Origin of the sequence: Pseudomonas sp. NFIX28 (assembly GCF_900107395.1) — a bacterium.
In the GTDB taxonomy this organism is placed as follows: domain Bacteria; phylum Pseudomonadota; class Gammaproteobacteria; order Pseudomonadales; family Pseudomonadaceae; genus Aquipseudomonas.
On the sequence record NZ_FNPW01000008.1, the window covers coordinates 228,868 to 250,383 of the forward strand.

Below are 21,516 nucleotides of genomic sequence, written 5' to 3' on the forward strand. Positions count from 1 at the left end.
CTAGAACGTCAACTCCGCACTGAAGTAGAGGACGTGGTGCGAGTCATAGTTATTGTCGACAAAGGTGGTGGGCTCGTCGTCGAGCCGTTGCTGGAGCACGCCGGCCAGCTCCAGGCTGCCCTTGCCCAGGGGAATACGCTTGGCGACGCGGCTATCGATGCGCTCGAAGCGGTAACCGTTAAGCGCGCTGTCACCATAATAGAAGAGCGCGCTGGACCAACCCTGGCCCCAGTCGCGCAACCAGCCCGCCGACCCGCTGTGGCGCGCAGTCAGCTGCTGATCCTGCGGGTTGCTGGCCTCGGCATCGACATAGGCATACGTCAGGCGCAGCCGGTCCGCCGGGTTCAGGCGCCAGTCCAGCTGGGTTTCACTGCCGGCGAAGCGCGAGGTGTTGCTGTTGCTGGCAATGTATTGGTTGTTGCGCAACGGTTCGCTGATCATCCCGGTGATTTCGTCGTAGAACAGTTTTACATCCAGGTTCAGCCCGATATCGGCGAAAAAGCCGTTGTAGCCCAGCTCCCGGGAGCGCATGCGTTCCTGGTCGAGGTTGCCCGGGCCACGGGTCTTGACGAAATACTCGGCGCTGGGCTGGCCAAAGGCGGTCGGCTGCAACTTGGTGACCCGGTAGCTCCAGTTGACGTTGTTCTCGAACATGTCTGGCGAGCGGATCGCTTCCGAATACACCGCCCGCAGGCCGTGGCGCGGATTGATCAAGTAATTGACCGCCACCCGCGGGGTCAGCGAGCTGCCGCTCAGCTGCGAATCCTCGAACATGGCGCCGCCCTGCACCAGCCAGTGCTCGGTGGCGCGCCATTCCAGCTGGCCGAACGCGCGCCAGGTGCTGTCGTCGAGGGTGCCGTTGAAATAAGTTTGCGAGGTGGCGCGGTCGTAGCGGTAGTTCAGGCCACTGACCAGGCGCACGCCGTCGGACAGGCTCAGGGTGTCCTGCAATTCCAGGTCATAGCGCGATTCGCGGGCGCTCTGGTCGATATCCCCGCAGACCGTGCGCTTGGCGCCGTCCTTCCATTGCGTCAGCACCTGGTTCGCCAGGGCCTGTTCGGTGGCGGTGCCCGGCGGGGCGCCGCCGCTGAAACTGTCCATGTGCCGGGCCAGCAGCTCGGCGTAGTTCGGGTTGAGCTGCCAGAGGCGGGTCAGTTCCGGGCTGAACGACACCTCGGCGTCACAGGCGCGCCAGTTCTGCTGGCGATCCCAATGCTGGGCCGAGCCTTGTATATAAAGGCTGTGGTCCGGGTTGATGTCCAGGTTCCAGCGCAGCGAGCCGGCATAGTCCTTGGCGATCACGTCAGAGTTGTAGCCGGCCGAGGTGATACCGGAGAACACCGGCCGGTAGGTATAGGGGCGCTGATTGCTGCCTTCCTTGGCGCTGAGCTGCCAGTCGATGCTCTGCTGCTCGTCAAGCATCTGGCTGACTGACAGGCTGAAGCGGTTCAAGCGCCGGCTGTCGCGGTAGTCGGCACCGTTGCGATCGCTGTCAAAGCCGTCATCCTCCTGCCCGGACAGCGACAGGCGTAGGTCACCGGTTTCCCAGCCCGTGCCCTGGCTGGCATACCAGTCGCTGATGCCGCGCTGGCCGCGGGTGACCTTGATCCGCGTGCCATGGCTGTTGGCGGGCGAGCGGGTGATGATGTTGATCACGGCCATCAACGCGTTGGCGCCGTAACTGACGGTGTTGGGGCCGCGAAATACCTCGATGCGCTCGATGTCTTCCATGGCCACCGGGATGTCGCTCCAGTCCACGGTAGCCAGGCCCGCACGGTACACCGAGCGTCCGTCGATCAGCACCTGCATGCGCCGCGCCCCGCTGGCATTGGTGCCGTGATAGTTCACCGCGGCCTGGTTGCCGCTGATATTGCCGACCATCATCCCCGGCACCAGGCGCAGCAGCTCGCTGATGTCACGGGCGCCGCTGGCGTTGATCAGCTCGCTGTCGAGCACGGTCATGCTGCCGGGCACGGCTGCGGGAGATTGTTTCAGACGGGTGGCGGTGAGGATTTCCGGCAGCGGCTGGCTGTCCAAAAACAGGTCGTCGGCCAGCACCGGGGTGCTGCAGAGCAGTGCCAGCAATAGCGATGGGCGAAAGGGGGGAGGGCCAGGATACACGGCACAGCCTTGATAACGGGTAATTGCCGCGCATGTTAACCGAGATGACCGGGTTTTCCAGTCGATAACCCCGACAATCCATGTCCTAATCGGTGTTTTCCCGGCATTTGTGCCTAATTGTTCACAGGGCTGGCCGCCGCAGGGGCGCCCCGTATAATGCCGCCATCGCCACTGTATGGATTGACGGATTGCATATGACTGAACAGCGCCCTATCGCGGTCCTGGGAGGCGGAAGCTTTGGTACCGCCGTGGCCAATCTGCTGGCCGAGAACGGTCATCGGGTGCGGCAGTGGATGCGCGACCCGCAGCAGGCGGAGGCCATTCGCGTAAATCGCGAAAATCCGCGTTACCTCAAAGGCATCAAGATTCATCCGGCGGTGGAGCCGGTGACTGACCTGCTGGCCACCCTGAACGACAGCGAGCTGTGTTTTGTCGCCCTGCCTTCCAGCGCCCTGCGCTCGGTGCTGGCGCCCCATGCGCAGCTGCTCGCCGGCAAACTGCTGGTCAGCCTGACCAAGGGCATCGAGGCGCAGACCTTCAAGCTGATGAGCGAAATCCTCGAAGACATTGCTCCGCACGCGCGGATCGGCGTGCTGTCCGGGCCGAACCTGGCCCGTGAAGTGGCCGAGCACGCCTTGACCGCCACCGTGATCGCCAGCGAGGACGAAGACCTCTGCCAGCGGGTGCAGGCAGCCCTGCATGGCCGGACCTTTCGCGTCTATGCCAGTGCCGACCGCTTCGGCGTCGAGCTGGGCGGGGCGTTGAAGAACGTCTACGCGATTATCGCCGGCATGGCCGTGGCGCTGGGCATGGGGGAAAACACCAAGAGCATGCTGATTACCCGGGCGCTGGCGGAAATGACCCGTTTCGCCGTCAGTCAGGGCGCCAATCCCATGACCTTCCTCGGCCTGGCAGGGGTCGGTGACCTGATCGTCACCTGCTCGTCGCCCAAGAGCCGCAACTACCAGGTCGGTTTCGCCCTGGGCGAAGGCCTGAGCCTGGAGGAGGCGGTGGCCCGTCTCGGCGAGGTGGCCGAAGGCGTGAACACCCTCAAGGTGCTCAAGGTCAAGGCGCAGGAGCTGGGCGTATATATGCCGCTGGTGGCCGGATTACATGCCATTCTGTTTGAAGGGCGCACGTTGAATCAGGTCATCGAATTGTTGATGCGCGGCGAGCCGAAAACCGATGTCGACTTTATTTCCACCAGTGGTTTCAACTGAGCAGGACAGGAGCGAGACATGAACGATACGAATTCCGAAGCCAAGTACGAATCCATCCTCCTGCGTGTGCTGTGGATGCTGGTATTCGTGCTGGTCTGGCAAGTGGCGCAATTCATCCTTGGCGCGCTGGTGCTGGTGCAACTGATCTACCGGCTGATCTACGGCTCGCCGAGCGCGAGCCTGATGAACTTCGGTGACAGCCTGAGCCAGTTCCTGGCGCAGATCGGCCGTTTCGGCAGTTTTCACACCGACCAGAAACCATGGCCATTCTCCGACTGGCCAGCCCCACGGGCCCCCGAAGGCGAAGCACCACATGTGGTGCCGCCGGCGCCCCATCCGGCGCGTGACGAGGAGCCCAAGCTGTGAAGCTCTGGGTGCTGCGCCACGGCGAGGCTGAGCCCCATGCGCGCAGCGATGCCGAGCGCAACCTGACCGAGCATGGCCGCGAGGAGGCGCTGCGCAGCGCCGCGCACCTGATCGGTCAGCCGCTCAGCGCGATCATCGCCAGCCCTTATGCGCGGGCGCAGCAGACGGCGCTGTTGGTGCGCGAAGCCCTGGGTTTCGAAGCGGAAATCCGCACCGTGCCCTGGCTGACGCCGGACAGCAATCCGCTGTCGGTGCTCGCTCAACTGGAGTCGGCGGACAATCTGCTGCTGGTGAGTCACCAGCCGCTGGTGGGCAACCTGATCGGCTTCCTGCAACACGGCCACCTGCGCAACCCGCAGCCGATGCACACCGCCGGCCTGGCGGAACTTGAAGGCGACTGGCCGCTGGCCGGCCTGATGACCCTCAACAGCATCAAGAACCCCTGAGCTGTAGGAGCGAGGCTTGCCCGCGAAAAAAGGTGCCGCGTAGTTTCAGGCACCCCGTGTCGCTGCTCTTCGCGGGCAAGCCTCGCTCCTACGGTGTTCTGTTCTTTTCGCTACATTTCTTAACTTGCAGCGTTTCTTTGTGCGTGGAATAGTCGCCCGAGCAAGTGCTTGGTTGGCTAGCCTCACGATCAGAACAAAAACAAAGGAGCGAGTCGCATGTCTGCTGCTTTTCGTTTGCCGCTGGAAGTGTTCTACGAGCGTGAAGCTCGTCATCCCCGCCAACGTTTCCTGGTCCAGCCCCTGGGCGGTGGCCGGGTCGAAGAGCTGACCTGGGCCGAGGTCGGCCACCAGGCCCGCTGCGCCGCCCATTGGTTGCGCGCCCGCGAGCTGCCACAGGGCAGCCATGTCGCAATCATCTCCAAGAACTGTGCCCACTGGATCATCGCCGACCTGGCGATCTGGATGGCCGGTCATGTTTCCGTGCCGCTGTATCCCAACCTGACCGCCGATTCGGTGGCCCAGGTGCTGGAGCACTCCGAATCGGCCCTGGTGTTCATCGGCAAGCTCGACGACTGGCCGGCGATGGCTCCCGGGGTGAAGCCCGGACTGCCGACCATCAGCCTGCCCATCTGCCCCGAAGGCCGCTTCGACTTCTCCTGGGACGAACTGCAGCAATGCTCGCCGATCCAGGACAACCCGAGCCCTGGCGCCGAGCAACTGGCAACTATCATTTACACCTCGGGCACCACCGGCTTGCCCAAGGGCGTGATGCACAGCTTCGGCACCCTGGGTTTTGCCGCCTCGCGCGGTACCCAGCTGTTCGGCCTGGGGCCGACGGACCGGCTACTGTCTTACTTGCCGCTGTGCCACGTGGCCGAACGCATGTTCGTCGAGATGGCGGCGATCTATACCGGGCAGACGGTGTTTTTCGCCGAGAGCCTGGACACCTTCCTCAGTGACTTGCAGCGGGCGCGGCCCACGGCGCTGTTCGGCGTGCCGCGGATCTGGACCAAATTCCAGATGGGCGTGTACAGCAAGGTCCCGGCCAAGCGCCTGGACTTCCTGCTGGGCCTGCCTTTTATCGGCAAGCGGATCGGGCGCAAGGTGTTGGCGGGGCTGGGGCTGGATGCGCTGCGGGTCGCATTGTCCGGCGCGGCGCCGGTGCCGCAGGCCCTGTTGAACTGGTACCAGCGCCTGGGCCTCGATGTGCTGGAGGTGTACGGCATGACCGAAAGTTGCGGTTATTCCCATATCGGTCGCAGCGGCCAGCATGTGCCCGGCTGGATCGGCCGGCCTTGCCCGGACGTCGAGGTGCGGATCGACGAGTCCGGGGAAGTCCAGGTGCGCAGCGGCGCGACCATGCTCGGCTACTTCAAGGACCCGCAGAAGACCGCGGAAACCGTCACCGAGGACGGTTTCCTGCGCACCGGCGACAAGGGCGAGCAGGACGCCGACGGCAACCTGCGCCTGACCGGGCGGCTCAAGGAAATCTTCAAGACCAGCAAGGGCAAGTACGTGGCCCCGGCGCCGATCGAGAACCGGCTGGCGGTGCATTCGCGGATCGAGCAGGTGTGCGTGGTCGGCGATGGCCTGAGTGCGCCGCTGGGTTTGTGCGTATTGTCCGCGGCCGGTTTGCAGGATGCCGCAGGCAACGCCCGGGGGGGCCTGCATGCCAGCCTGGAAAGCCTGCTCGACGAGGTCAATGGCGCGCTGGACAAACATGAGCGCTTGCATCGCCTGGTGGTGGTCAAGGACAGTTGGGCCGTGGAAAACGGCTTCCTGACCCCGACCCTGAAGATCAAGCGCAATGTCATCGAAGCGACCTACGGCGAACGCTTCAAAGAGTGGAGCGAACGCTCCGAAGCGGTGCTGTGGCAGGATTGAGCGCGGATAACCACCTAAAGGATGCAGCGATGAGCTTATGGCGTACCACCCCGAACATCGAGCAATTGAACGCGATCCAGAAAAACACCATCGGCGAGGTGCTGGACATCCGTTTCGAATCCTTCGACGACGAGTCCCTGACGGCCAGCATGGTGATCGACCATCGCACTCATCAACCCTATGGCCTGCTGCATGGCGGCGCCTCGGTGGTGCTGGCGGAAACGGTCGGCTCCATGGCCAGCTACCTGTGCATCGATTCCAGCAAGTTCTATTGCGTGGGCCTGGAGATCAACGCCAACCACCTGCGCGGCCTGCGTTCCGGCCGGGTGACGGCGGTGGCGACGGCGATTCATATCGGGCGTACCACCCACGTCTGGGATATTCGCCTCAGCAGCGACGAAGGCAAGGCCAGTTGCGTATCGCGCCTGACCATGGCCGTGGTGCCGCTGGGGCAGACACCGCCGGCACGCTGAGCGGGTGCCCATAGGCTGAAACGGAGTGTCATCATTCTTGACCGTTACTGTCATTGCCGTCGGCCAATGGCGTGCGGACAATCAGCCATCGTTTTTTGTTCATGAGTTAGCCGGTATGTCGCAACAGGTTTTTTTCGCTCACGCCAACGGGTTTCCCTCGGGAACCTACGGCAAGTTGTTCGCCGCGCTGGCGCCCGAATACCGGGTGGCGCACTTGCAGCAGCACGCCCACGATCCGCGTTTTCCTGCGGACGACAACTGGCTGAACCTGGTGGACGAGCTGATCCACCACCTGCAGCAGCAGGCCGAGCCGGTCTGGGGTGTCGGCCATTCCTTCGGCGGCGTCCTGCATCTGCATGCGGCGCTGCGCTGCCCGGAACTCTATCGCGGCGTGGTGATGCTCGACTCGCCAGTGCTGACCCGCACCGATCAATGGGTGATTCGCGCCGCCAAGCGGTTCGGCTTCATCGACCGCCTGACCCCCGCCGGCCGGACCCTGGGCCGCCGCGAAGAGTTCAGCGACCTGGAATCGGCGCGCAAGTATTTTGCCGGCAAGACCCTGTTCCGCGGGTTCGACCCCGAATGTTTCGACGCCTACCTGCAGCATGGCCTGCATCAGGTCGACGGTCGTTTGCGGCTGCGCTTCGACCCGGCCACCGAAATCAGTATCTATCGGGGCGTGCCGCACACCAGCCCGGGCCGTCCCCGGCAGTTGAAGGTGCCGCTGGCGGTGGTGCGCGGCCGTCAGAGCCGGGTGGTGATGAAGCACCACGCCAGCAGCGTCGGGCGCATGCCCCATGGCGAATCCCTGAGCATGCCGGGCGGGCACATGTTCCCGCTGGAGCGTCCGCAAGACACCGCGGCCCTGTTGAAAAAGCTCTTCAGCCGCTGGCAAGCCCGCGCTGAACGGAGCTGCGCATGAGCGCCGCGGTGGAAGAAGTCCGCCTGAGCCTGCCGCATATCGAGCTGGCGGCGCATTTGTTCGGCCCCGAGGATGGCCTGCCGGTCATTGCCCTGCACGGCTGGCTGGACAACGCCAACAGCTTCGCGCGGCTGGCGCCCAGGCTGCAGGGCTTGCGTATCGTCGCCCTGGACATGGCCGGGCATGGCCACTCCGGGCACCGCCCGCTGGGGGCCGGGTATGCGCTCTGGGATTATGTGTATGACGTCTTGCAGGTCGCCGAGCAGTTGGGTTGGAAGCGCTTCGGCCTGCTCGGGCATTCCCTCGGCGCGATCGTTTCGCTGGTGCTGGCCGGCTCCTTGCCCGAGCGGGTGAGCCACTTGGCGCTGATCGATGGGGTGATTCCACCGACCGCTGCCGGTGAAAACGCCGCCGAGCGCATGGGCATGGCCCTGCAAGCCCAGTTGGACCTGCGGGACAAGCGCAAGCCGGTGTACGCCACCCTGGACCGCGCCATCGAGGCGCGGATGAAGGGCGTGGTCGCGGTCAGCCGCGAAGCCGCCGAACTGCTCGCGCAACGTGGCCTGATGCCGGTCCCGGGGGGCTACACCTGGCGCAGCGACAGCCGCCTGACCCTGGCCTCGCCGCTGCGCCTGACCCAGGAGCAGGCCTTGACGTTCGTCCAGCGCCTGGCCTGTCCGACCCATCTGGTGGTGGCGGCCGACGGCATGCTGGCCAAGCACCCGGAGTTGCTGGAACGGCTACCCTTTGACCGTGAACAGCTGCCTGGTGGCCATCACCTGCACCTGAACGACGAAGCCGGCGCGATCCTTGTTGCAGACTGTTTCAATAGGTTTTTCGCCGTTTCTTGACTTGCAGCGGGCAACTGTCGAGGCTGGGCGGGTTGAAATGGGAGACAACCATGATAGATCTCTACACCGCTGCGACCCCGAATGGCCACAAGGTCTCTATCGTGCTCGAGGAACTCGGCCTGCCTTATACGGTGCATGCCCTGAGTTTCGACAAGAAGGAACAAAAGGCTCCAGGCTTTCTCAAGATCAATCCCAATGGCCGGATCCCGGCGATTGTCGACCGCGCCAATGGCGATTTCGCCGTGTTCGAGTCCGGCGCGATTCTCATCTACCTGGCTGAACTCAGCGGGCAATTGCTGCCCAGCGACCCGAAGGGGCGTTCCCGGGTGATCCAGTGGTTGATGTTCCAGATGGGCGGCATTGGCCCGATGCAGGGCCAGGCCAATGTGTTCTTCCGTTATTTCCCGGAAAAACTCCAGGGCGCCATCGATCGTTATCAACATGAAACCCGGCGCTTGTACGAGGTGCTCGACACCCGCCTGCAAGAGGTCGAGTTCCTTGCCGGCGACTACAGCATTGCCGACATCGCCACCTTTCCGTGGGTGCGCGGCCATGAATGGTCCGGGGTCTCGGTGGACGGCCTGGTGGCCCTGCAACGCTGGATGGCGACTTTGGAGGCACGTCCGGCGGTGCAGCGCGGGTTGCTGGTTCCCCAGCGCACGGATGACGCCAGCGTCATCAAGGGTGCCCAGGCCATGCTGATCCGATGAGAGCACCCATGCGTTCATTCAGTGTCCTGCTGTTGTCCTGTGTCAGCCTGTCCTGCGCCAGCCTCTTCGCCGCCGATTTGCCGGGCAGCCACGACTTGCCGGTCGTGCCGCGCATGGCCGACGCGCAGATCGTCGACTACCGCCCGGCGGCCGAGATGGAGCGGATCTACCCCATGGGGGCGATCCGCAAGATCAGCGGCCAGTTGCGTTTCGATGGGCAGGTCGGTGCGCGTGGAACCGCGACTTCGGTGACCTACGAGCTACCGCCGGAACATTCCTCGACCGTGGCCTTTACCGCCGCCCGCGAAGCCTTGCAGAAGCAGGGCGCCGAACTGCTGTTCTGGTGCCAGGCCCGCGATTGTGGGGAAAGCAGCCTGTGGGCCAACGAAGTGTTCGGCAACGCCAAGCTGTATGGCGCCGAAGCCCAGCAGGCGTACCTGCTGTTGCGCCTGGCCGCGCCCAACGACAATTCGCTGGTGACCCTGTACAGCATTACCCGCGGCAACCGCCGCGCGTACCTGCATGTCGAGCAATTCGACGCCAGTACCCCTCTGGGCGAGTTGTTGCCGACTTCGGCGACCCTGATGCGCCAGCTCAAGGACACCGGCGAGCTGAACCTGCCCAAGCTCGCTGGCGAACCCCAGCCGACCTGGCTGACCTTGCTGGCGCGGGGCTTGAACCTCGACACCACCTTGCGGGTCAGTGTGTCCGGGCCGAATGCCGAAGTCTGGCGCCAGGCCCTGATCGGCCAGGGCGTGCGTGCGGCCCGCATGGAAACCGGCGGCAGCGAGGCCCAGGGCCTGCGCCTTGAGCTGCTGCGCTAAATAGCTACATTGAACGAGCGCAGGCGAACGTGCGGTCCACTGTTCGCCTACGCTTGCTGAGTTGACCTTTCTCGAGAATCTACATGCTCAATAATGATCGCCTGTTGGTGCAGATCCTGCTTCTGGTGCTGTTCGGCGCCAGTTTCTGGGTCATGGCGCCGTTCTGGTCCGCGTTGTTCTGGGGAGCGGTGCTGGCGTTTGCCAGCTGGCCGCTGATGCGCCTGCTGACGCGCTGGCTCAACGGCCGCGAGTCTTTGGCCGCGGCCTTGCTGACCCTGAGCTGGATGCTGCTGGTGGCGGCGCCGCTGGTCTGGCTTGGCCTCAACCTGGCCGACCATGTGCGCGACGCCACGGCTTTTATCAAGGATGTCCAGGTCGATGGCCTGCCCGAAGCGCCGGAGTGGCTGGGCGGTGTGCCGGTAGTTGGCGGGCGGCTGCTGGGGCTATGGAACAGCATCGACCAGCAGGGCGCGGCGATGATGCAGGCGGTCAAGCCATACCTGGGGCAAGTCGGCAACTGGCTGCTGGCCCGCAGTGCGCAAGTTGGCGGCGGGATCCTCGAGCTGACCCTGAGTATCGTCTTCGTATTTTTCTTCTATCGCGACGGTCCGCGCCTGGCGGCGTTCGTCCACGGGCTGCTGGAGCGCCTTATCGGCGATCGCGCCGGCTATTACATCGGCCTGGTGGCCGGTACGGTGCAGCGGGTGGTCAACGGCGTGATCGGCACCGCGGCGGCCCAGGCGGTCCTGGCCCTGGTCGGCTTCCTGATCGCTGGTGTGCCGGGCGCGCTGGTGCTGGGGATCGTCACCTTCCTGCTCAGCCTGATTCCCATGGGCCCGCCGCTGGTGTGGATCCCGGCCACCGCCTGGCTGGCCTGGAAGGGCGAATACGGGATGGCGGTGTTCCTGGGTATGTGGGGCACGTTCATCATCAGTGGCGTCGACAACGTGCTCAAACCTTACTTGATCAGCCGCGGTGGCAACCTGCCGCTGGTGATCGTCCTGCTCGGGGTCTTTGGCGGCCTGATCGCGTTCGGCTTCATTGGCCTGTTCATCGGCCCGACCCTGCTGGCCGTGGCCTACAGCTTGCTGACCGACTGGAGCACGAGCCAGGCGCGAGTCGAAGACAAGCGCCTGTAGCCGCCGCCGGACCCGCGCGGCCGCGATCGGCCGCGAAGCGGGGGTAGCGGTTGGGAAACGGGCGGCTCAGGCGCGGGGCAGGCGCACCACGGTGGTCAGCCCGCCTCCTGGGGTTTCTTCCAGGTGCAGTTGCCCGCCCAGGCGCTCGGCGGCCTCGCGGGCGATGGTCATGCCCAGGCCGACGCCGCCGGAGTTGCGGTTGCGCGAGCCTTCCAGCCGGTAAAAGGGTTCGAACACTGCTTCGCGCTGGTCTTCGGCGATGCCCGGGCCATGGTCGATGACCCGGATCAGTAGTTGCTCGCGGCTGTCTTGCAGGCTGATGCGGGCATGCCCGGCATAGCGCAAGGCGTTGTCCAGCAGGTTGTTCAGGCAGGAACGCAAAGCCATCGGCTGCACCTGCAGGGGCGCGCAATGGCCGCTGACCTGCACATCGGCGCCCTGGTCCTGGGCGTTTTCGCAGAGCGACTCCACCAGCGCCTGCACGTCCATCCATTGCACGGTTTCGCTGGTGCGCTGTTCATGCAGGTAGCTCAAGGTCGCGTCGAGCATGCTGATCATGTCGTCGAGGTCCTGGCGCATCTGTGCTTGCAGCTTGTCGTCGTCGATCTGTTCCAGGCGCAACTTGAGGCGCGACAGGGGCGTGCGCAGGTCATGGGAAACCGCGCCAAGCATGCGCCCGCGTTGCTTGACCTGTTCCTGGATGCGCCGCTGCATCAGGTTGAAGGTATGGGCCGCCTGTCGCGCTTCCCGTGGGCCGGACTCGTCCAGCGGCGGGCTGTCGAGGTCTTCGCTGAGCCGTTCGGCGGCATCGCTCAGGCGCTGGATCGGCCGGGTCAGCAGCTTGGCGCCGTACCAGGCGGCGATGATCAGCGAAATGAACTGGAACGTCAGCGGCACGATCGGCCCGCCGAACCAGGGGCGCGGCGGGCGGGGCTCGAAGCGCGCGCTGGCGGATGGGCCGCTGGTTTCGTTGGCGGGCGGCGGGTGTGGCGGGCCGTAGAGGCGGAACCAGAAGAAGGCGAGCAGGTGAGCCAGCACGATCGCGATCAGCAACACCCCGAACAGGCGGCCGAACAGCGTATCGAAGCGCCCGCGCATCAGCCGATGTCTCGGGCGTCGAACAGGTAGCCTTCACCCCGCACGGTCTTGATCAACTGCGGCGATTTCGGGTCGTCGCCGAGTTTCTGCCGCAGGCGCGAGACCAGCAGGTCGATGCTGCGATCGAAGGCTTCGATGGAGCGCCCGCGAGCGGCGTCCAGCAACTGTTCGCGGCTCAGCACCCGGCGCGGGCGTTCGATAAAGACCCAGAGCAGGCGGAACTCGGCGTTGGACAGCGGGACCACAAGCCCGTCGGCGGAGATCAACTGGCGCAGTACGCTGTTCAGCCGCCAGTTGTCGAAGCGGATATTGGCCCGCTGCTCGGAACGGTCATCGCGCACCCGGCGCAGGATGGTCTGGATCCGCGCCACCAGTTCCCGGGGCTCGAAGGGCTTGGCCATGTAGTCGTCGGCCCCCAGCTCCAGGCCGATGATCCGGTCGGTGGGCTCGCAGCGGGCGGTGAGCATCAGGATCGGGATGTCCGACTCGGTGCGCAGCCAGCGGCACAGCGACAGGCCATCTTCGCCGGGCAGCATCAGGTCGAGCACCACCACGTCGAAGTGTTCCGCCTGCAAGGCCTGGCGCATCGCCGCTCCGTCGGTCACGCCAGTGGCGTGGATATTGAAGCGGGCCAGGTAGTCGATCAGCAGCTCGCGGATCGGTACATCGTCGTCGACGATCAGTGCCCGGGTGTTCCAGCGTTTGTCGTCACTCGTGCTGGGTGCTTTCTGATCGTCGTTGAGAGGGGCTGGAATGTTATGCATGCGTGCGATCATCTGCCAGGTAGGCTGCCTGCCACAAAGAAGGGGCGGCGTGGTGGTGGCTTCAGCATAGGCGTCCGGCCCTGGGGCTGGAAGTGCTGCTCGGGGGGGTTGCGGCTGGCGAGAGTAGCCGGGCGGGTTGTTGCCGGCGTGTCGGGAGTGTATCGGTCTCGACACAATTACTGCCAGGAGCGGGCATTTGCGCGGTTTTATTAGCCTGGGTGCTGCCGCTGGCGATGAATTACCGATCATCGGGTCCCGGAGCGTCGTCGCTTGCGCTACAATCCGCGCCGATTTCGACTTGCCTGAGAGCCCCTTCATGTCCGCTTGCCAGACTCCTATCATCGTCGCCCTGGACTTTCCCACCCGTGACGCCGCACTGAAACTGGCTGATCAGCTGGACCCCAAGCTGTGCCGGGTCAAAGTCGGCAAGGAACTGTTCACCAGTTGCGCCTCGGAAATCGTCGGCACCCTGCGCGACAAGGGTTTTGAAGTCTTCCTCGACCTGAAATTCCATGACATCCCCAACACCACCGCGATGGCCGTCAAGGCCGCTGCCGAGATGGGCGTGTGGATGGTCAATGTGCACTGCTCCGGTGGCCTGCGCATGATGGCGGCCTGCCGCGAAGTGCTCGACCAGCGCAGCGGCCCGAAACCGCTGCTGATCGGCGTGACCGTGCTGACCAGCATGGAGCGTGAAGACCTGGCCGGCATCGGCCTGGATATCGAACCTCAGGAGCAGGTGCTGCGCCTGGCGGCGCTGGCGGAAAAGGCCGGCATGGACGGCCTGGTCTGTTCGGCCCTGGAAGCCCAGGCGCTAAAGGCCGCGCACCCGTCGCTGCAACTGGTGACCCCGGGGATTCGTCCGGCAGGCAGCGCCCAGGACGACCAGCGCCGTATCCTCACCCCGCGCCAGGCGCTGGATGCCGGTTCCGATTATCTGGTGATCGGCCGTCCGATCAGCCAGGCGGCCGATCCAGCCAAGGCCCTGGCGGCCGTGGTGGCCGAGCTGGCCTAAGCTGCGCCCGCAAGACCCATCGCGGGTAAGTCGCGCTCCACATCTTCATGTAGGAGCGCGCGGGCGGCGATCCGACTTGCCCGCGATGCGTTTCAGCCCTCGATGATCAATTGACTTTCAGCACCAGCTTGCCGAAGTTCTCGCCGCTGAACAGTTTCATCAGCGTTTCGGGGAAGGTTTCCAGCCCCTCGACGATATCCTCCTTGCTCTTGAGCTGCCCCTTGGCCATCCAGCCGGCCATTTCCTGCCCGGCGGCGGCGAACTGGGCGGCGTAGTCCATCACCACAAAACCTTCCATGCGCGCGCGATTGACCAGTAACGACAGGTAGTTGGCCGGACCCTTGACCGCTTCCTTATTGTTGTACTGGCTGATGGCGCCGCAGATCACCACCCGCGCCTTGAAGTTCAGGCGGCTGAGCACGGCATCGAGAATGTCGCCGCCGACGTTGTCGAAATACACATCGACGCCTTTCGGGCATTCGCGTTTGAGGCCGGCATGCACGTCTTCGCTCTTGTAGTCGATCGCGCCATCGAAGCCCAGTTCGTCGATCAGGAACTTGCACTTGTCCTGGCCGCCCGCGATGCCGACCACCCGGCAGCCCTTGATCTTGGCGATCTGCCCGGCAATGCTGCCCACCGCGCCGGCCGCGCCCGACAGCACCACGGTTTCGCCGGCCTTTGGCGCGCCGACGTCCAGCAGGGCGAAATAGGCGGTCATGCCGGTCATGCCCAGGGCCGACAGGTAGCGCGGCAATGGCGCGAGTTTCGGGTCGACCTTATAGAAGCCGCGCGGCTCGCCGAGGAAATAGTCCTGCACGCCCAGGGCGCCATTGACGTAGTCGCCGACGGCGAAGCCGGGATGGTTCGAGGCGATCACCTGGCCCACGCCCAGGGCGCGCATCACTTCGCCGATGCCCACCGGCGGGATGTAGGACTTGCCTTCGTTCATCCAGCCGCGCATGGCCGGGTCGAGGGACAGGTATTCATTTTTCACCAGGATCTGTCCTGCCGCCGGTTCGCCGACGGGAACCTGCTGGTAGGTGAAGGTTTCGCGGGTCGCCGCGCCCACCGGGCGTTTGGCGAGCAGGAACTGGCGATTGGTCAGGGCGGTCATGGCAGGCACTCGAGGATCAATGGAGCCTTAGTTGATAGACCTTCAACCGCGATGCCGCAAGGTTTGCCGCTGCAGCGAATAACGGCCGATCCAAAGGCGTGATGGTCCCGCGGGGGCCTTCATCACCACCGCCCATAAGCGGGCAACCGGCCCTCTGATAGTGCTGCCGCGCGGCCAAAGGCTGTGCCTAGACTGGCGCCCAATCCTATCCGTGCAGTGCATTCCATCGAGGGCATAACAATGAGCATGACGTTTTCCGGCCAGGTCGTTTTGGTCACTGGCGCAGCGGCGGGCATTGGCCGGGCCACGGCCCTGGCGTTCGCCGCGCAGGGGCTGAAAGTGGTGGCGGCCGACCTGGACGTCGCCGGTGGCGAGGGCACGGTGCAATTGATTCGCGCCGCCGGTGGCGAGGCGCTGTTCGTGCGTTGCAACGTCACCGACGAGGCGGATGTGCAGCACCTGATGGCACAGGTGCTGAGCAGCTACGGTCGCCTGGACTATGCCTTCAACAATGCCGGGATCGAAATCGAGAAGGGCAAGCTGGCGGATGGCACCCTGGATGAGTTCGACGCGATCATGGGAGTCAACGTCAAGGGCGTCTGGCTGTGCATGAAGCACCAGTTGCCGCTGCTGCTCGCCCAGGGCGGCGGGGCCATCGTCAACACGGCGTCGGTGGCCGGCCTCGGTGCGGCGCCGAAGATGAGCATTTATGCTGCCTCCAAGCATGCGGTGATCGGCCTGACCAAGTCGGCGGCGATCGAGTACGCGAAGAAGAAAATCCGCGTCAACGCGGTGTGCCCGGCGGTGATCGATACCGATATGTTCCGCCGTGCCTACGAAGCTGACCCGAGGAAAGCCGAATTCGCCGCGGCCATGCACCCGGTCGGGCGGATCGGCACGGTCGAGGAAATCGCCAGCGCGGTGTTGTACCTGTGCAGCGACGGCGCGGCCTTCACCACCGGCCATGCGCTGGCGGTGGACGGTGGCGCCACTGCCATCTGACGCTCGCTTATGGACGGCCCTGGTGAACAAGCGTTGCCAGGGCTCTACCGGATCGACCTCGACCATTCTGAAAACGACCTGGACGTAGCTTTTTGCCATTATTCCGACGCTAGAGACTTGTGCTCCAGTGCAGCCCGTTGCGAACCTGCAAAACTGGAGAATGGCCTTGTTGCCATTGGGGACTGGAAGGGGATTGAGCGCAATGAATTCGGCCACGAACGGACGTTTTGCCAACCTCGGCATGGCGAAGAAATTGGGTGTCGGCTTCACCCTGGTGCTGCTGCTGACGGCACTGGTGGCCGCCATCGGCGTCTGGTCCCTGCAGACCATCAGCCAGCGTTTCGACGGCCTCAAGCAGATGTCGTCGCTCAACAGCGGCCTGCTCAAGGTTCGCCTGCTCGAACAGAACTATGCCTTGCACGGCGACGCAAAAACCGCGGATGCCTTGCATGAGGGCGTCGATGCCTTGCTGGCCCTGGCGGCCCAGCTCAAGGAGCGCTCGGCGGCGAACGTACCGGTGATGACTGACGTCGAGCAGGCGCTGGGAGCCTACCGCAAGGCTTTCGACGAGTTCGTCGAGCTGACCCAGGCCAAGGACCTGGCGCTGGAAATGGCCAGTTGGTCGGTCTCCAGCGTGGCCAATAACCTCGATGTGCTGCAGGCCGGCCTGGCCGACGACGGCACCTATACGCTCAAGGAGTCCGCCGGCAAGGAGGGCGCCGAGTTCATCGAGCAGGCCAATCAGGTCAGCCAGGTCTCGCGCCTGATGCTGCAAGCCATGAACGAGGCCCGGGTACGCCTGGACCAAAGCCGCAAGGGCGAGGAAGAGGTCGAGCAGGGCAAGATCGAGCAGGCCGATCAGGCTCTCGCCCAGGCCGAGCAGCTCAAAACCCTGGTCAAGGACGCCGGCTATCAGACCGTGCTCAACGAGGTGGTCGGGCATATCGGTGGTTTCAGCGAGAAGCTTGCCGAATACACCGGTTTGCTGATGCAAGAGAAAAAGGTCTACCAGCAGCTGCACGAACGCGCCGCGCAAGTGATGGAGCGGGTCGACCAGGCCTACGGCGCGCAGGACCAGTCGATGCAGGCGGAGCTGAAAAAGAACTCGCTGCTGATCATCGCTTCGTCGGCCTTGGCGTTGCTGGTCGGCGTGCTGGCGGCCTGGGTCATCACCCGTTTGATCGTTGCCCCGTTGCGCAGCGTGATGCGCGTGGCGCAGCAGATCGCCGCCGGCGACCTGAGCGCGACGGTGGAGGTGACGCGCCGGGACGAAATCGGCCAGTTGATGCTGGCGATGCAGCAGATGGGCAGCGGCCTGAGCGGGATTGTCAGCGGCCTGCAGGCAGGCATCGAGCAATTGGCCAACTCGGCCCACTCGCTGTCGGCGGTGACCGAGCAGACCAATCTAGAAGTCAGCAGCCAGAAGGAAGAAACCGAGCAGGTGGCCACGGCGATGAACCAGATGACCGCCACCGTGCACGATGTCGCGCGCAATGCCGAAGAGGCGGCCCAGGCGGCACAGACCGCCGACGACAAGGTCGAGAGCGGCCAGCAGGTGGTGCGTCAGAGCATGCAGCGCATCGAACAGCTGGCGGACTCGGCCAATAGCGCCAGTTCCAGCATTGAAAGCCTGAGCGCGGAGATCCAGAACATCGGCACCGTGCTCAGTGTGATCAAGAGCGTCGCCGAGCAGACCAACCTGCTGGCGCTGAACGCGGCCATCGAAGCGGCGCGTGCCGGCGAGCAGGGCAGGGGCTTCGCGGTGGTGGCCGACGAAGTCCGGGCCCTGGCCAAGCGCACCCAGCAATCGACCGAAGAAATCGAGCGCCTGGTCAGTGCCTTGCGCTCGGCGGCGCAGTCCTCGGTGCAGCAGATCCAGAGCAGCGGCGAACTGGTCAAGCTGGCGGTCAGCGACGCGTTGCAGACCGAAAGCGCGCTGGGCAGCATTGCCGCGGCGGTGTCGCTGATTCAGCAGATGAACCAGCAGATTGCCGCTGCCGCCGAGCAACAAAGCTCGGTCGCCGAAGAGATCAATCGCAGCGTTACCAGCATCCGCGCCAGTGCCGATCAGTCGTCACTGGCCATGCAAGGCAACGCAGCGTCGAGCATCGAGCTGGCGCAATTGGGGGCGGAGTTGAAGGGGATGGTCGGGCATTTCCGGTTGTAATGCCGCTGATGCTTGCTGCAGGCCGCGTCGCCAGGGACGCAGCCTTATAGAGCGCGCCGCGCGAATGGCTCGCGCGGCTGTTGCCGGTCAGTCGTAAATGGCTTTCTTTTTCCAGTCGGCGTCGGCTTCGACGACCTTCAGGCCTTCGGTCAATTGGTTGACCTCGCCCTCGACTGGCTGGGTGTTGGTCAAGACCATCGCATTGGAGCGGGCCAGGAGTTTCTCCAGGTACTCCAGCTGTTCCCGATAGACCGCCGGGTCCGGCTGCTTGCGCAGGTACTGCACGCCGCGCTCGAACGCCAGCCGCGCCTGGCCAGGCTGATCCTGCTGCAGGGCGAATTGGCCGAGGTTGTTGAAGAACTCGATGTGCAACAACACCAGGATGTGGCGGATCTCCCGGATCCAGTGCTTGGCTTCGTTGGTCGGCAGGAAACCGTCCTGGGCGGCGCGAGTGACCTGGCCATGCAGGGCTTCCAAAAGAAAGCGCACATCCTTGGCCTTGGCTTCGGTCTGGATCGGGCAGGGCGGGTTGTTGACCGGAATCGATTCGCCCTGGCCGACCAGCGCGTTCAACTCGACGATGCGTGCCTTGATCGCTGCATCGGACTTGTTCAGGTTCAACAGGCGCTGAACGACGTTGAACTCCAGACGGGTGATCAACAGCTTGAGCGCCGGCGACATGAACTGGCCGGGGAAGGTTTCGGTGATTTCGCCGCAGCGGCGCAGGCGGTCATTGAGTTCGACCTTGGTACGGGCCTTTTCCAGTTTGTTGTTTTCCACCACATGGTTCATGTAGCCAATGGCGATCAATATTACGATCCCGGCTACTACTAGCAGGGTGATCATGAGTGGTGTCACCGTTAAGACCTCTTTCTGGGGTTCGCGTACGAGTGGCGAGTGTAGTGACTTAGCCTTGGGGCGCCTAGCGCAGGTCGACGAGCAGAATCCGATCGATTCCCTACATATATAAGCAACGTCTGGCTGGTTCCATATTGCCATCACCTAGGGAGGCGGACTATAGCGCCTTGTCGAGTGTCAGAATATAGGCGTCAAGGCACAGGCTGCATAAATGCCCGAAAGGGCTCGCAAACCACCCCGAAGTCATTGATTTAAATAAATTTATATCAGGGGGTTGACGACCCTCCAATCCATCCATAGAATGCGCGCCACTTGCAGCGTAAAGCACACAGCGAAACGCGGCAGGGAGTGAATGTTGTAGTGTGTCCCCTTCGTCTAGTGGCCTAGGACACCGCCCTTTCACGGCGGTAACAGGGGTTCGAGTCCCCTAGGGGACGCCAATGCGGGAATAGCTCAGTTGGTAGAGCACGACCTTGCCAAGGTCGGGGTCGCGAGTTCGAGTCTCGTTTCCCGCTCCAATTTTAAACGGCACTGCTTTCGGGCGGGGCTGAGTGAAACCAGAACCAAGTCTTCGGATGCGGATCTGGACACCGAAACACACACCATGTGTTCCGGGTAGCGTGTCCCCTTCGTCTAGTGGCCTAGGACACCGCCCTTTCACGGCGGTAACAGGGGTTCGAGTCCCCTAGGGGACGCCATTTGCGGGAATAGCTCAGTTGGTAGAGCACGACCTTGCCAAGGTCGGGGTCGCGAGTTCGAGTCTCGTTTCCCGCTCCAAACATGGAGCTACAGATTTTCAACGATCTGTAGCTCATCGAAAAAGGGTCCCGAAAGGGACCCTTTTTTTGCCTCCGAAATTCTTCCGCCACTGCTCTAGAGCACTTCTTAACGGAGGTGGCTCTTTATGCTTGTGTTCGCTGGTATCGGCGCGGCACGGCGCCAAACAATATCCCGCCTCTCGCGAAAGGGCGGGACAGCGTGACGATCAACTGAAGTGACGCTGTTGCCCGGCAGCCAAGAGCACGGCCGCGCGGACACTGGCATGACTACATCGACAGGATCAGGCGCCCGGCGAACAGAATCAGGATCACGCCCATGGTCCGTTCGAACCAGTGGCCCATGCGCAGGAACAGCAGGCGCACCCGGGAGCTGGAAAAGAACAGCGCGACAATCACGAACCACAGCGCATTCACACAGCACATCCACACACCGTAGAGCGCCTGCACCTTGAGGGGCGTGGTGGCGCTGATCACCGTGGTGAAAATCGCCAGGAAGAACAGCGTGGCCTTGGGATTGGTGGCATTGGTCAGAAAGCCGGTCATGAAGGCCTTGGACAAGGTCTGCTGTTGTGGCTGATCGTTGGCCGTGTCGCTGCCTTCGATCGACGTCTTGGGTTTGCTGCGCAGCAGGCTGATCCCCAAATACAGGATGTAGGCGCCGCCCACCACCTTGGCCACGCTCAACAGCCACGGCGTGGTGTGCATCAGCGCACCGACTCCGAGCAAGGTGTACAGCACATGCACGGAAATTCCCGCACCGATGCCAATGGCCGTACACAGACCAACCACCCGGCCAAAGCGCACGCTCTGGCGGATGGTTACGGCAAAGTCAGGCCCTGGAGCCACTACCGCAAGAAAGTGGATGGTCGCCAGGGCCAGGAATTCGCCTAGATAGTTGGAAAGCATTTCAACTCCAGAAGGTCAGGGGGGACGAGTTGCCGCGGTAGCCGACAAAAAAGGACAGGCTCAAGCGCGGATCGGCCACCCCTGGGGTGACGGCGTGCATACGCCTTGAATTGAACATGATGAAGTCCCCGGGCTCCGGACGGACCTCCAGCGAAGGCGTGCCGAGCAGGGCGGGATCGATGCCGTAGCTGTCGCCGCGCATCTCATCGAACTGGTCCGGCGAAATATCGTGATCCCACATCTGCAGGGCCCCGCCGGCGTGGGGCATGTTCAGGTAGAGATTGCAGGCGAATTGCGCTTCCAGGCTGCGCGCCTGGAAACTGTCCGGGGCGTCCTTGGCGAAAATGTCGTGATGGGCAAGGAAGCACACGCCGGGCTTCACCACGCGGGACAGGCCGACGTACATCTTGCGGCCATACAGGTTTTCCAGGTGGGCGCCGGCTGGCCAGGATTCATCGAGCATGCAGCGCAGGGTGTCGACAGGCGAGGCATAGGGGGCGCAACGGGTGCGCAGCTCGGCGATATTGGCGGTGGCGCGCTCGAAATAGTCCTCGATCAGCAGCGGCTGGTTTTCCGCTTCATAAAACGCCATGCCGATCCGCCCGATACTGGGAGCGTTGATATAGCCCTCGAAGCCGGGGGCGAGAATCTTGTCACCCAGCTGGATTGCCTGGGTGTGCGGCAGGAAGTTCTTGATACGCAGGGCGAGCACTTGTTCATGGGCCAGTTTCTGTATGCACGTCTCATCGAGACGCTCGACGTCAAGCATCATCTGCAGATCCCTCTATCCGATAATCGTCGAACCCGCGCACGCGGGTTTCCCCTGTCTCAGGCGATGCGTCGTGTGATGGGCAAGG

Annotated in this window: 20 protein-coding genes, 4 tRNA genes and 1 pseudogene; 18 read left to right on the forward strand and 7 right to left on the reverse strand. The window is 63.7% G+C overall.

Annotated elements, in window-relative coordinates; genetic code table 11:
• Entirely contained in the window at positions 1 to 2,121 is a 2,121-nt protein-coding gene (locus tag BLV20_RS17375; protein ID WP_092303500.1) for a TonB-dependent receptor plug domain-containing protein, read from the reverse strand.
• Between the two features lie 194 nt (positions 2,122 to 2,315).
• On the opposite strand from BLV20_RS17375, the gene BLV20_RS17380 reads away from it, so the two are divergent.
• The 10 genes from BLV20_RS17380 to BLV20_RS17425 all read left to right on the forward strand — a co-directional run bounded on the left by BLV20_RS17380 (position 2,316) and on the right by BLV20_RS17425 (position 10,956).
• Positions 2,316 to 3,341 (forward strand): NAD(P)H-dependent glycerol-3-phosphate dehydrogenase, encoded by a 1,026-nt coding sequence (locus tag BLV20_RS17380; RefSeq protein WP_092303502.1) that lies wholly within the window; start codon positions 2,316 to 2,318, stop codon positions 3,339 to 3,341.
• Between the two features lie 18 nt (positions 3,342 to 3,359).
• Positions 3,360 to 3,707: a DUF4389 domain-containing protein gene (locus BLV20_RS17385; RefSeq protein ID WP_092303504.1), complete on the forward strand. Its 348-nt coding sequence runs from the start codon at positions 3,360 to 3,362 to the stop codon at positions 3,705 to 3,707.
• Entirely contained in the window at positions 3,704 to 4,153 is a 450-nt protein-coding gene (sixA, locus tag BLV20_RS17390) for a phosphohistidine phosphatase SixA (RefSeq protein WP_092303507.1), read from the forward strand. Before BLV20_RS17385 ends, sixA begins: the two co-directional genes overlap by 4 nt.
• Before the next feature lie 216 nt (positions 4,154 to 4,369).
• Entirely contained in the window at positions 4,370 to 6,037 is a 1,668-nt protein-coding gene (locus BLV20_RS17395) for an AMP-binding protein (RefSeq protein WP_092303509.1), read from the forward strand.
• Between the two features lie 29 nt (positions 6,038 to 6,066).
• Positions 6,067 to 6,510, forward strand: a complete 444-nt coding sequence (locus BLV20_RS17400; protein WP_092303511.1) for a hotdog fold thioesterase — start codon at positions 6,067 to 6,069, stop codon at positions 6,508 to 6,510.
• A gap of 115 nt (positions 6,511 to 6,625) precedes the next feature.
• Positions 6,626 to 7,432, forward strand: coding sequence for an alpha/beta fold hydrolase (locus BLV20_RS17405; RefSeq protein ID WP_092303513.1), 807 nt, complete (start codon positions 6,626 to 6,628; stop codon positions 7,430 to 7,432).
• Positions 7,429 to 8,283 carry an alpha/beta hydrolase gene (locus BLV20_RS17410; RefSeq protein WP_092303515.1) on the forward strand — a complete coding sequence of 285 codons (855 nt, stop codon included), beginning with the start codon at positions 7,429 to 7,431 and terminating at the stop codon, positions 8,281 to 8,283. Before BLV20_RS17405 ends, BLV20_RS17410 begins: the two co-directional genes overlap by 4 nt.
• 50 nt (positions 8,284 to 8,333) lie before the next feature.
• Complete coding sequence (locus tag BLV20_RS17415; protein ID WP_092303516.1) at positions 8,334 to 8,993, forward strand: glutathione S-transferase family protein; 660 nt, start codon at positions 8,334 to 8,336, stop codon at positions 8,991 to 8,993.
• An 8-nt stretch (positions 8,994 to 9,001) separates the two neighbouring features.
• Positions 9,002 to 9,817, forward strand: a complete 816-nt coding sequence (locus BLV20_RS17420; RefSeq protein ID WP_175540220.1) for a DUF4892 domain-containing protein — start codon at positions 9,002 to 9,004, stop codon at positions 9,815 to 9,817.
• Positions 9,818 to 9,900: 83 nt separating this feature from the next.
• Entirely contained in the window at positions 9,901 to 10,956 is a 1,056-nt protein-coding gene (locus BLV20_RS17425; RefSeq protein ID WP_092303520.1) for an AI-2E family transporter, read from the forward strand.
• 66 nt (positions 10,957 to 11,022) lie between these two features.
• Here the strand turns inward: BLV20_RS17425 and BLV20_RS17430 are convergent, their stop codons facing one another.
• Both BLV20_RS17430 and BLV20_RS17435 read right to left on the reverse strand, forming a co-directional pair.
• The gene (locus BLV20_RS17430) at positions 11,023 to 12,054 is read right to left on the reverse strand and encodes a sensor histidine kinase (RefSeq protein WP_092303522.1); all 1,032 of its coding nucleotides are present in this window, start codon (positions 12,052 to 12,054) and stop codon (positions 11,023 to 11,025) included.
• On the reverse strand, positions 12,054 to 12,818 hold the full coding sequence (locus BLV20_RS17435; protein ID WP_092303660.1) for a response regulator: 765 nt from the start codon (positions 12,816 to 12,818) through the stop codon (positions 12,054 to 12,056). The genes BLV20_RS17430 and BLV20_RS17435 overlap by 1 nt, the downstream gene beginning before the upstream one ends.
• A gap of 316 nt (positions 12,819 to 13,134) precedes the next feature.
• On the opposite strand from BLV20_RS17435, the gene pyrF reads away from it, so the two are divergent.
• A complete protein-coding gene (gene pyrF / locus BLV20_RS17440; RefSeq protein ID WP_007931610.1) occupies positions 13,135 to 13,833 on the forward strand; it encodes an orotidine-5'-phosphate decarboxylase in 699 nt (232 codons plus the stop codon).
• A 106-nt stretch (positions 13,834 to 13,939) separates the two neighbouring features.
• Here pyrF and BLV20_RS17445 read toward each other — a convergent pair whose 3' ends face one another.
• The gene (locus BLV20_RS17445; protein WP_092303524.1) at positions 13,940 to 14,947 is read right to left on the reverse strand and encodes an NADP-dependent oxidoreductase; all 1,008 of its coding nucleotides are present in this window, start codon (positions 14,945 to 14,947) and stop codon (positions 13,940 to 13,942) included.
• A 240-nt stretch (positions 14,948 to 15,187) separates the two neighbouring features.
• Between BLV20_RS17445 and BLV20_RS17450 the strand changes: the two genes are divergently transcribed.
• The 3 genes and pseudogenes from BLV20_RS17450 to BLV20_RS32085 all read left to right on the forward strand — a co-directional run bounded on the left by BLV20_RS17450 (position 15,188) and on the right by BLV20_RS32085 (position 18,116).
• Entirely contained in the window at positions 15,188 to 15,949 is a 762-nt protein-coding gene (locus BLV20_RS17450; protein ID WP_092303526.1) for an SDR family oxidoreductase, read from the forward strand.
• 1,204 nt (positions 15,950 to 17,153) lie between these two features.
• Positions 17,154 to 17,204: pseudogene (locus tag BLV20_RS32080) on the forward strand (hypothetical protein); the annotation flags it as partial.
• 207 nt (positions 17,205 to 17,411) lie between these two features.
• Positions 17,412 to 18,116 (forward strand): methyl-accepting chemotaxis protein, encoded by a 705-nt coding sequence (locus tag BLV20_RS32085; RefSeq protein ID WP_371914323.1) that lies wholly within the window; start codon positions 17,412 to 17,414, stop codon positions 18,114 to 18,116.
• Between the two features lie 87 nt (positions 18,117 to 18,203).
• Here the strand turns inward: BLV20_RS32085 and BLV20_RS17460 are convergent, their stop codons facing one another.
• Entirely contained in the window at positions 18,204 to 18,974 is a 771-nt protein-coding gene (locus tag BLV20_RS17460; RefSeq protein ID WP_092303530.1) for a VHS/ENTH/ANTH domain-containing protein, read from the reverse strand.
• A 364-nt stretch (positions 18,975 to 19,338) separates the two neighbouring features.
• Between BLV20_RS17460 and BLV20_RS17465 the strand changes: the two genes are divergently transcribed.
• From BLV20_RS17465 to BLV20_RS17480, 4 genes are all read left to right on the forward strand, one after another.
• Positions 19,339 to 19,414: transfer RNA gene (locus BLV20_RS17465), tRNA-Glu, on the forward strand.
• Between the two features lie 2 nt (positions 19,415 to 19,416).
• A tRNA-Gly gene (locus tag BLV20_RS17470) sits at positions 19,417 to 19,492 on the forward strand.
• A 104-nt stretch (positions 19,493 to 19,596) separates the two neighbouring features.
• A tRNA-Glu gene (locus tag BLV20_RS17475) sits at positions 19,597 to 19,672 on the forward strand.
• A gap of 3 nt (positions 19,673 to 19,675) precedes the next feature.
• Positions 19,676 to 19,751: transfer RNA gene (locus BLV20_RS17480), tRNA-Gly, on the forward strand.
• A gap of 269 nt (positions 19,752 to 20,020) precedes the next feature.
• Here BLV20_RS17480 and BLV20_RS17485 read toward each other — a convergent pair.
• Together BLV20_RS17485 and BLV20_RS17490 are read right to left on the reverse strand one after the other, a co-directional pair.
• Positions 20,021 to 20,659 carry a LysE family translocator gene (locus BLV20_RS17485; RefSeq protein ID WP_092303532.1) on the reverse strand — a complete coding sequence of 213 codons (639 nt, stop codon included), beginning with the start codon at positions 20,657 to 20,659 and terminating at the stop codon, positions 20,021 to 20,023.
• 1 nt (position 20,660) lies between these two features.
• Complete coding sequence (locus BLV20_RS17490; protein WP_092303534.1) at positions 20,661 to 21,431, reverse strand: 2OG-Fe(II) oxygenase; 771 nt, start codon at positions 21,429 to 21,431, stop codon at positions 20,661 to 20,663.
• Positions 21,432 to 21,516 lie beyond the last annotated feature (85 nt).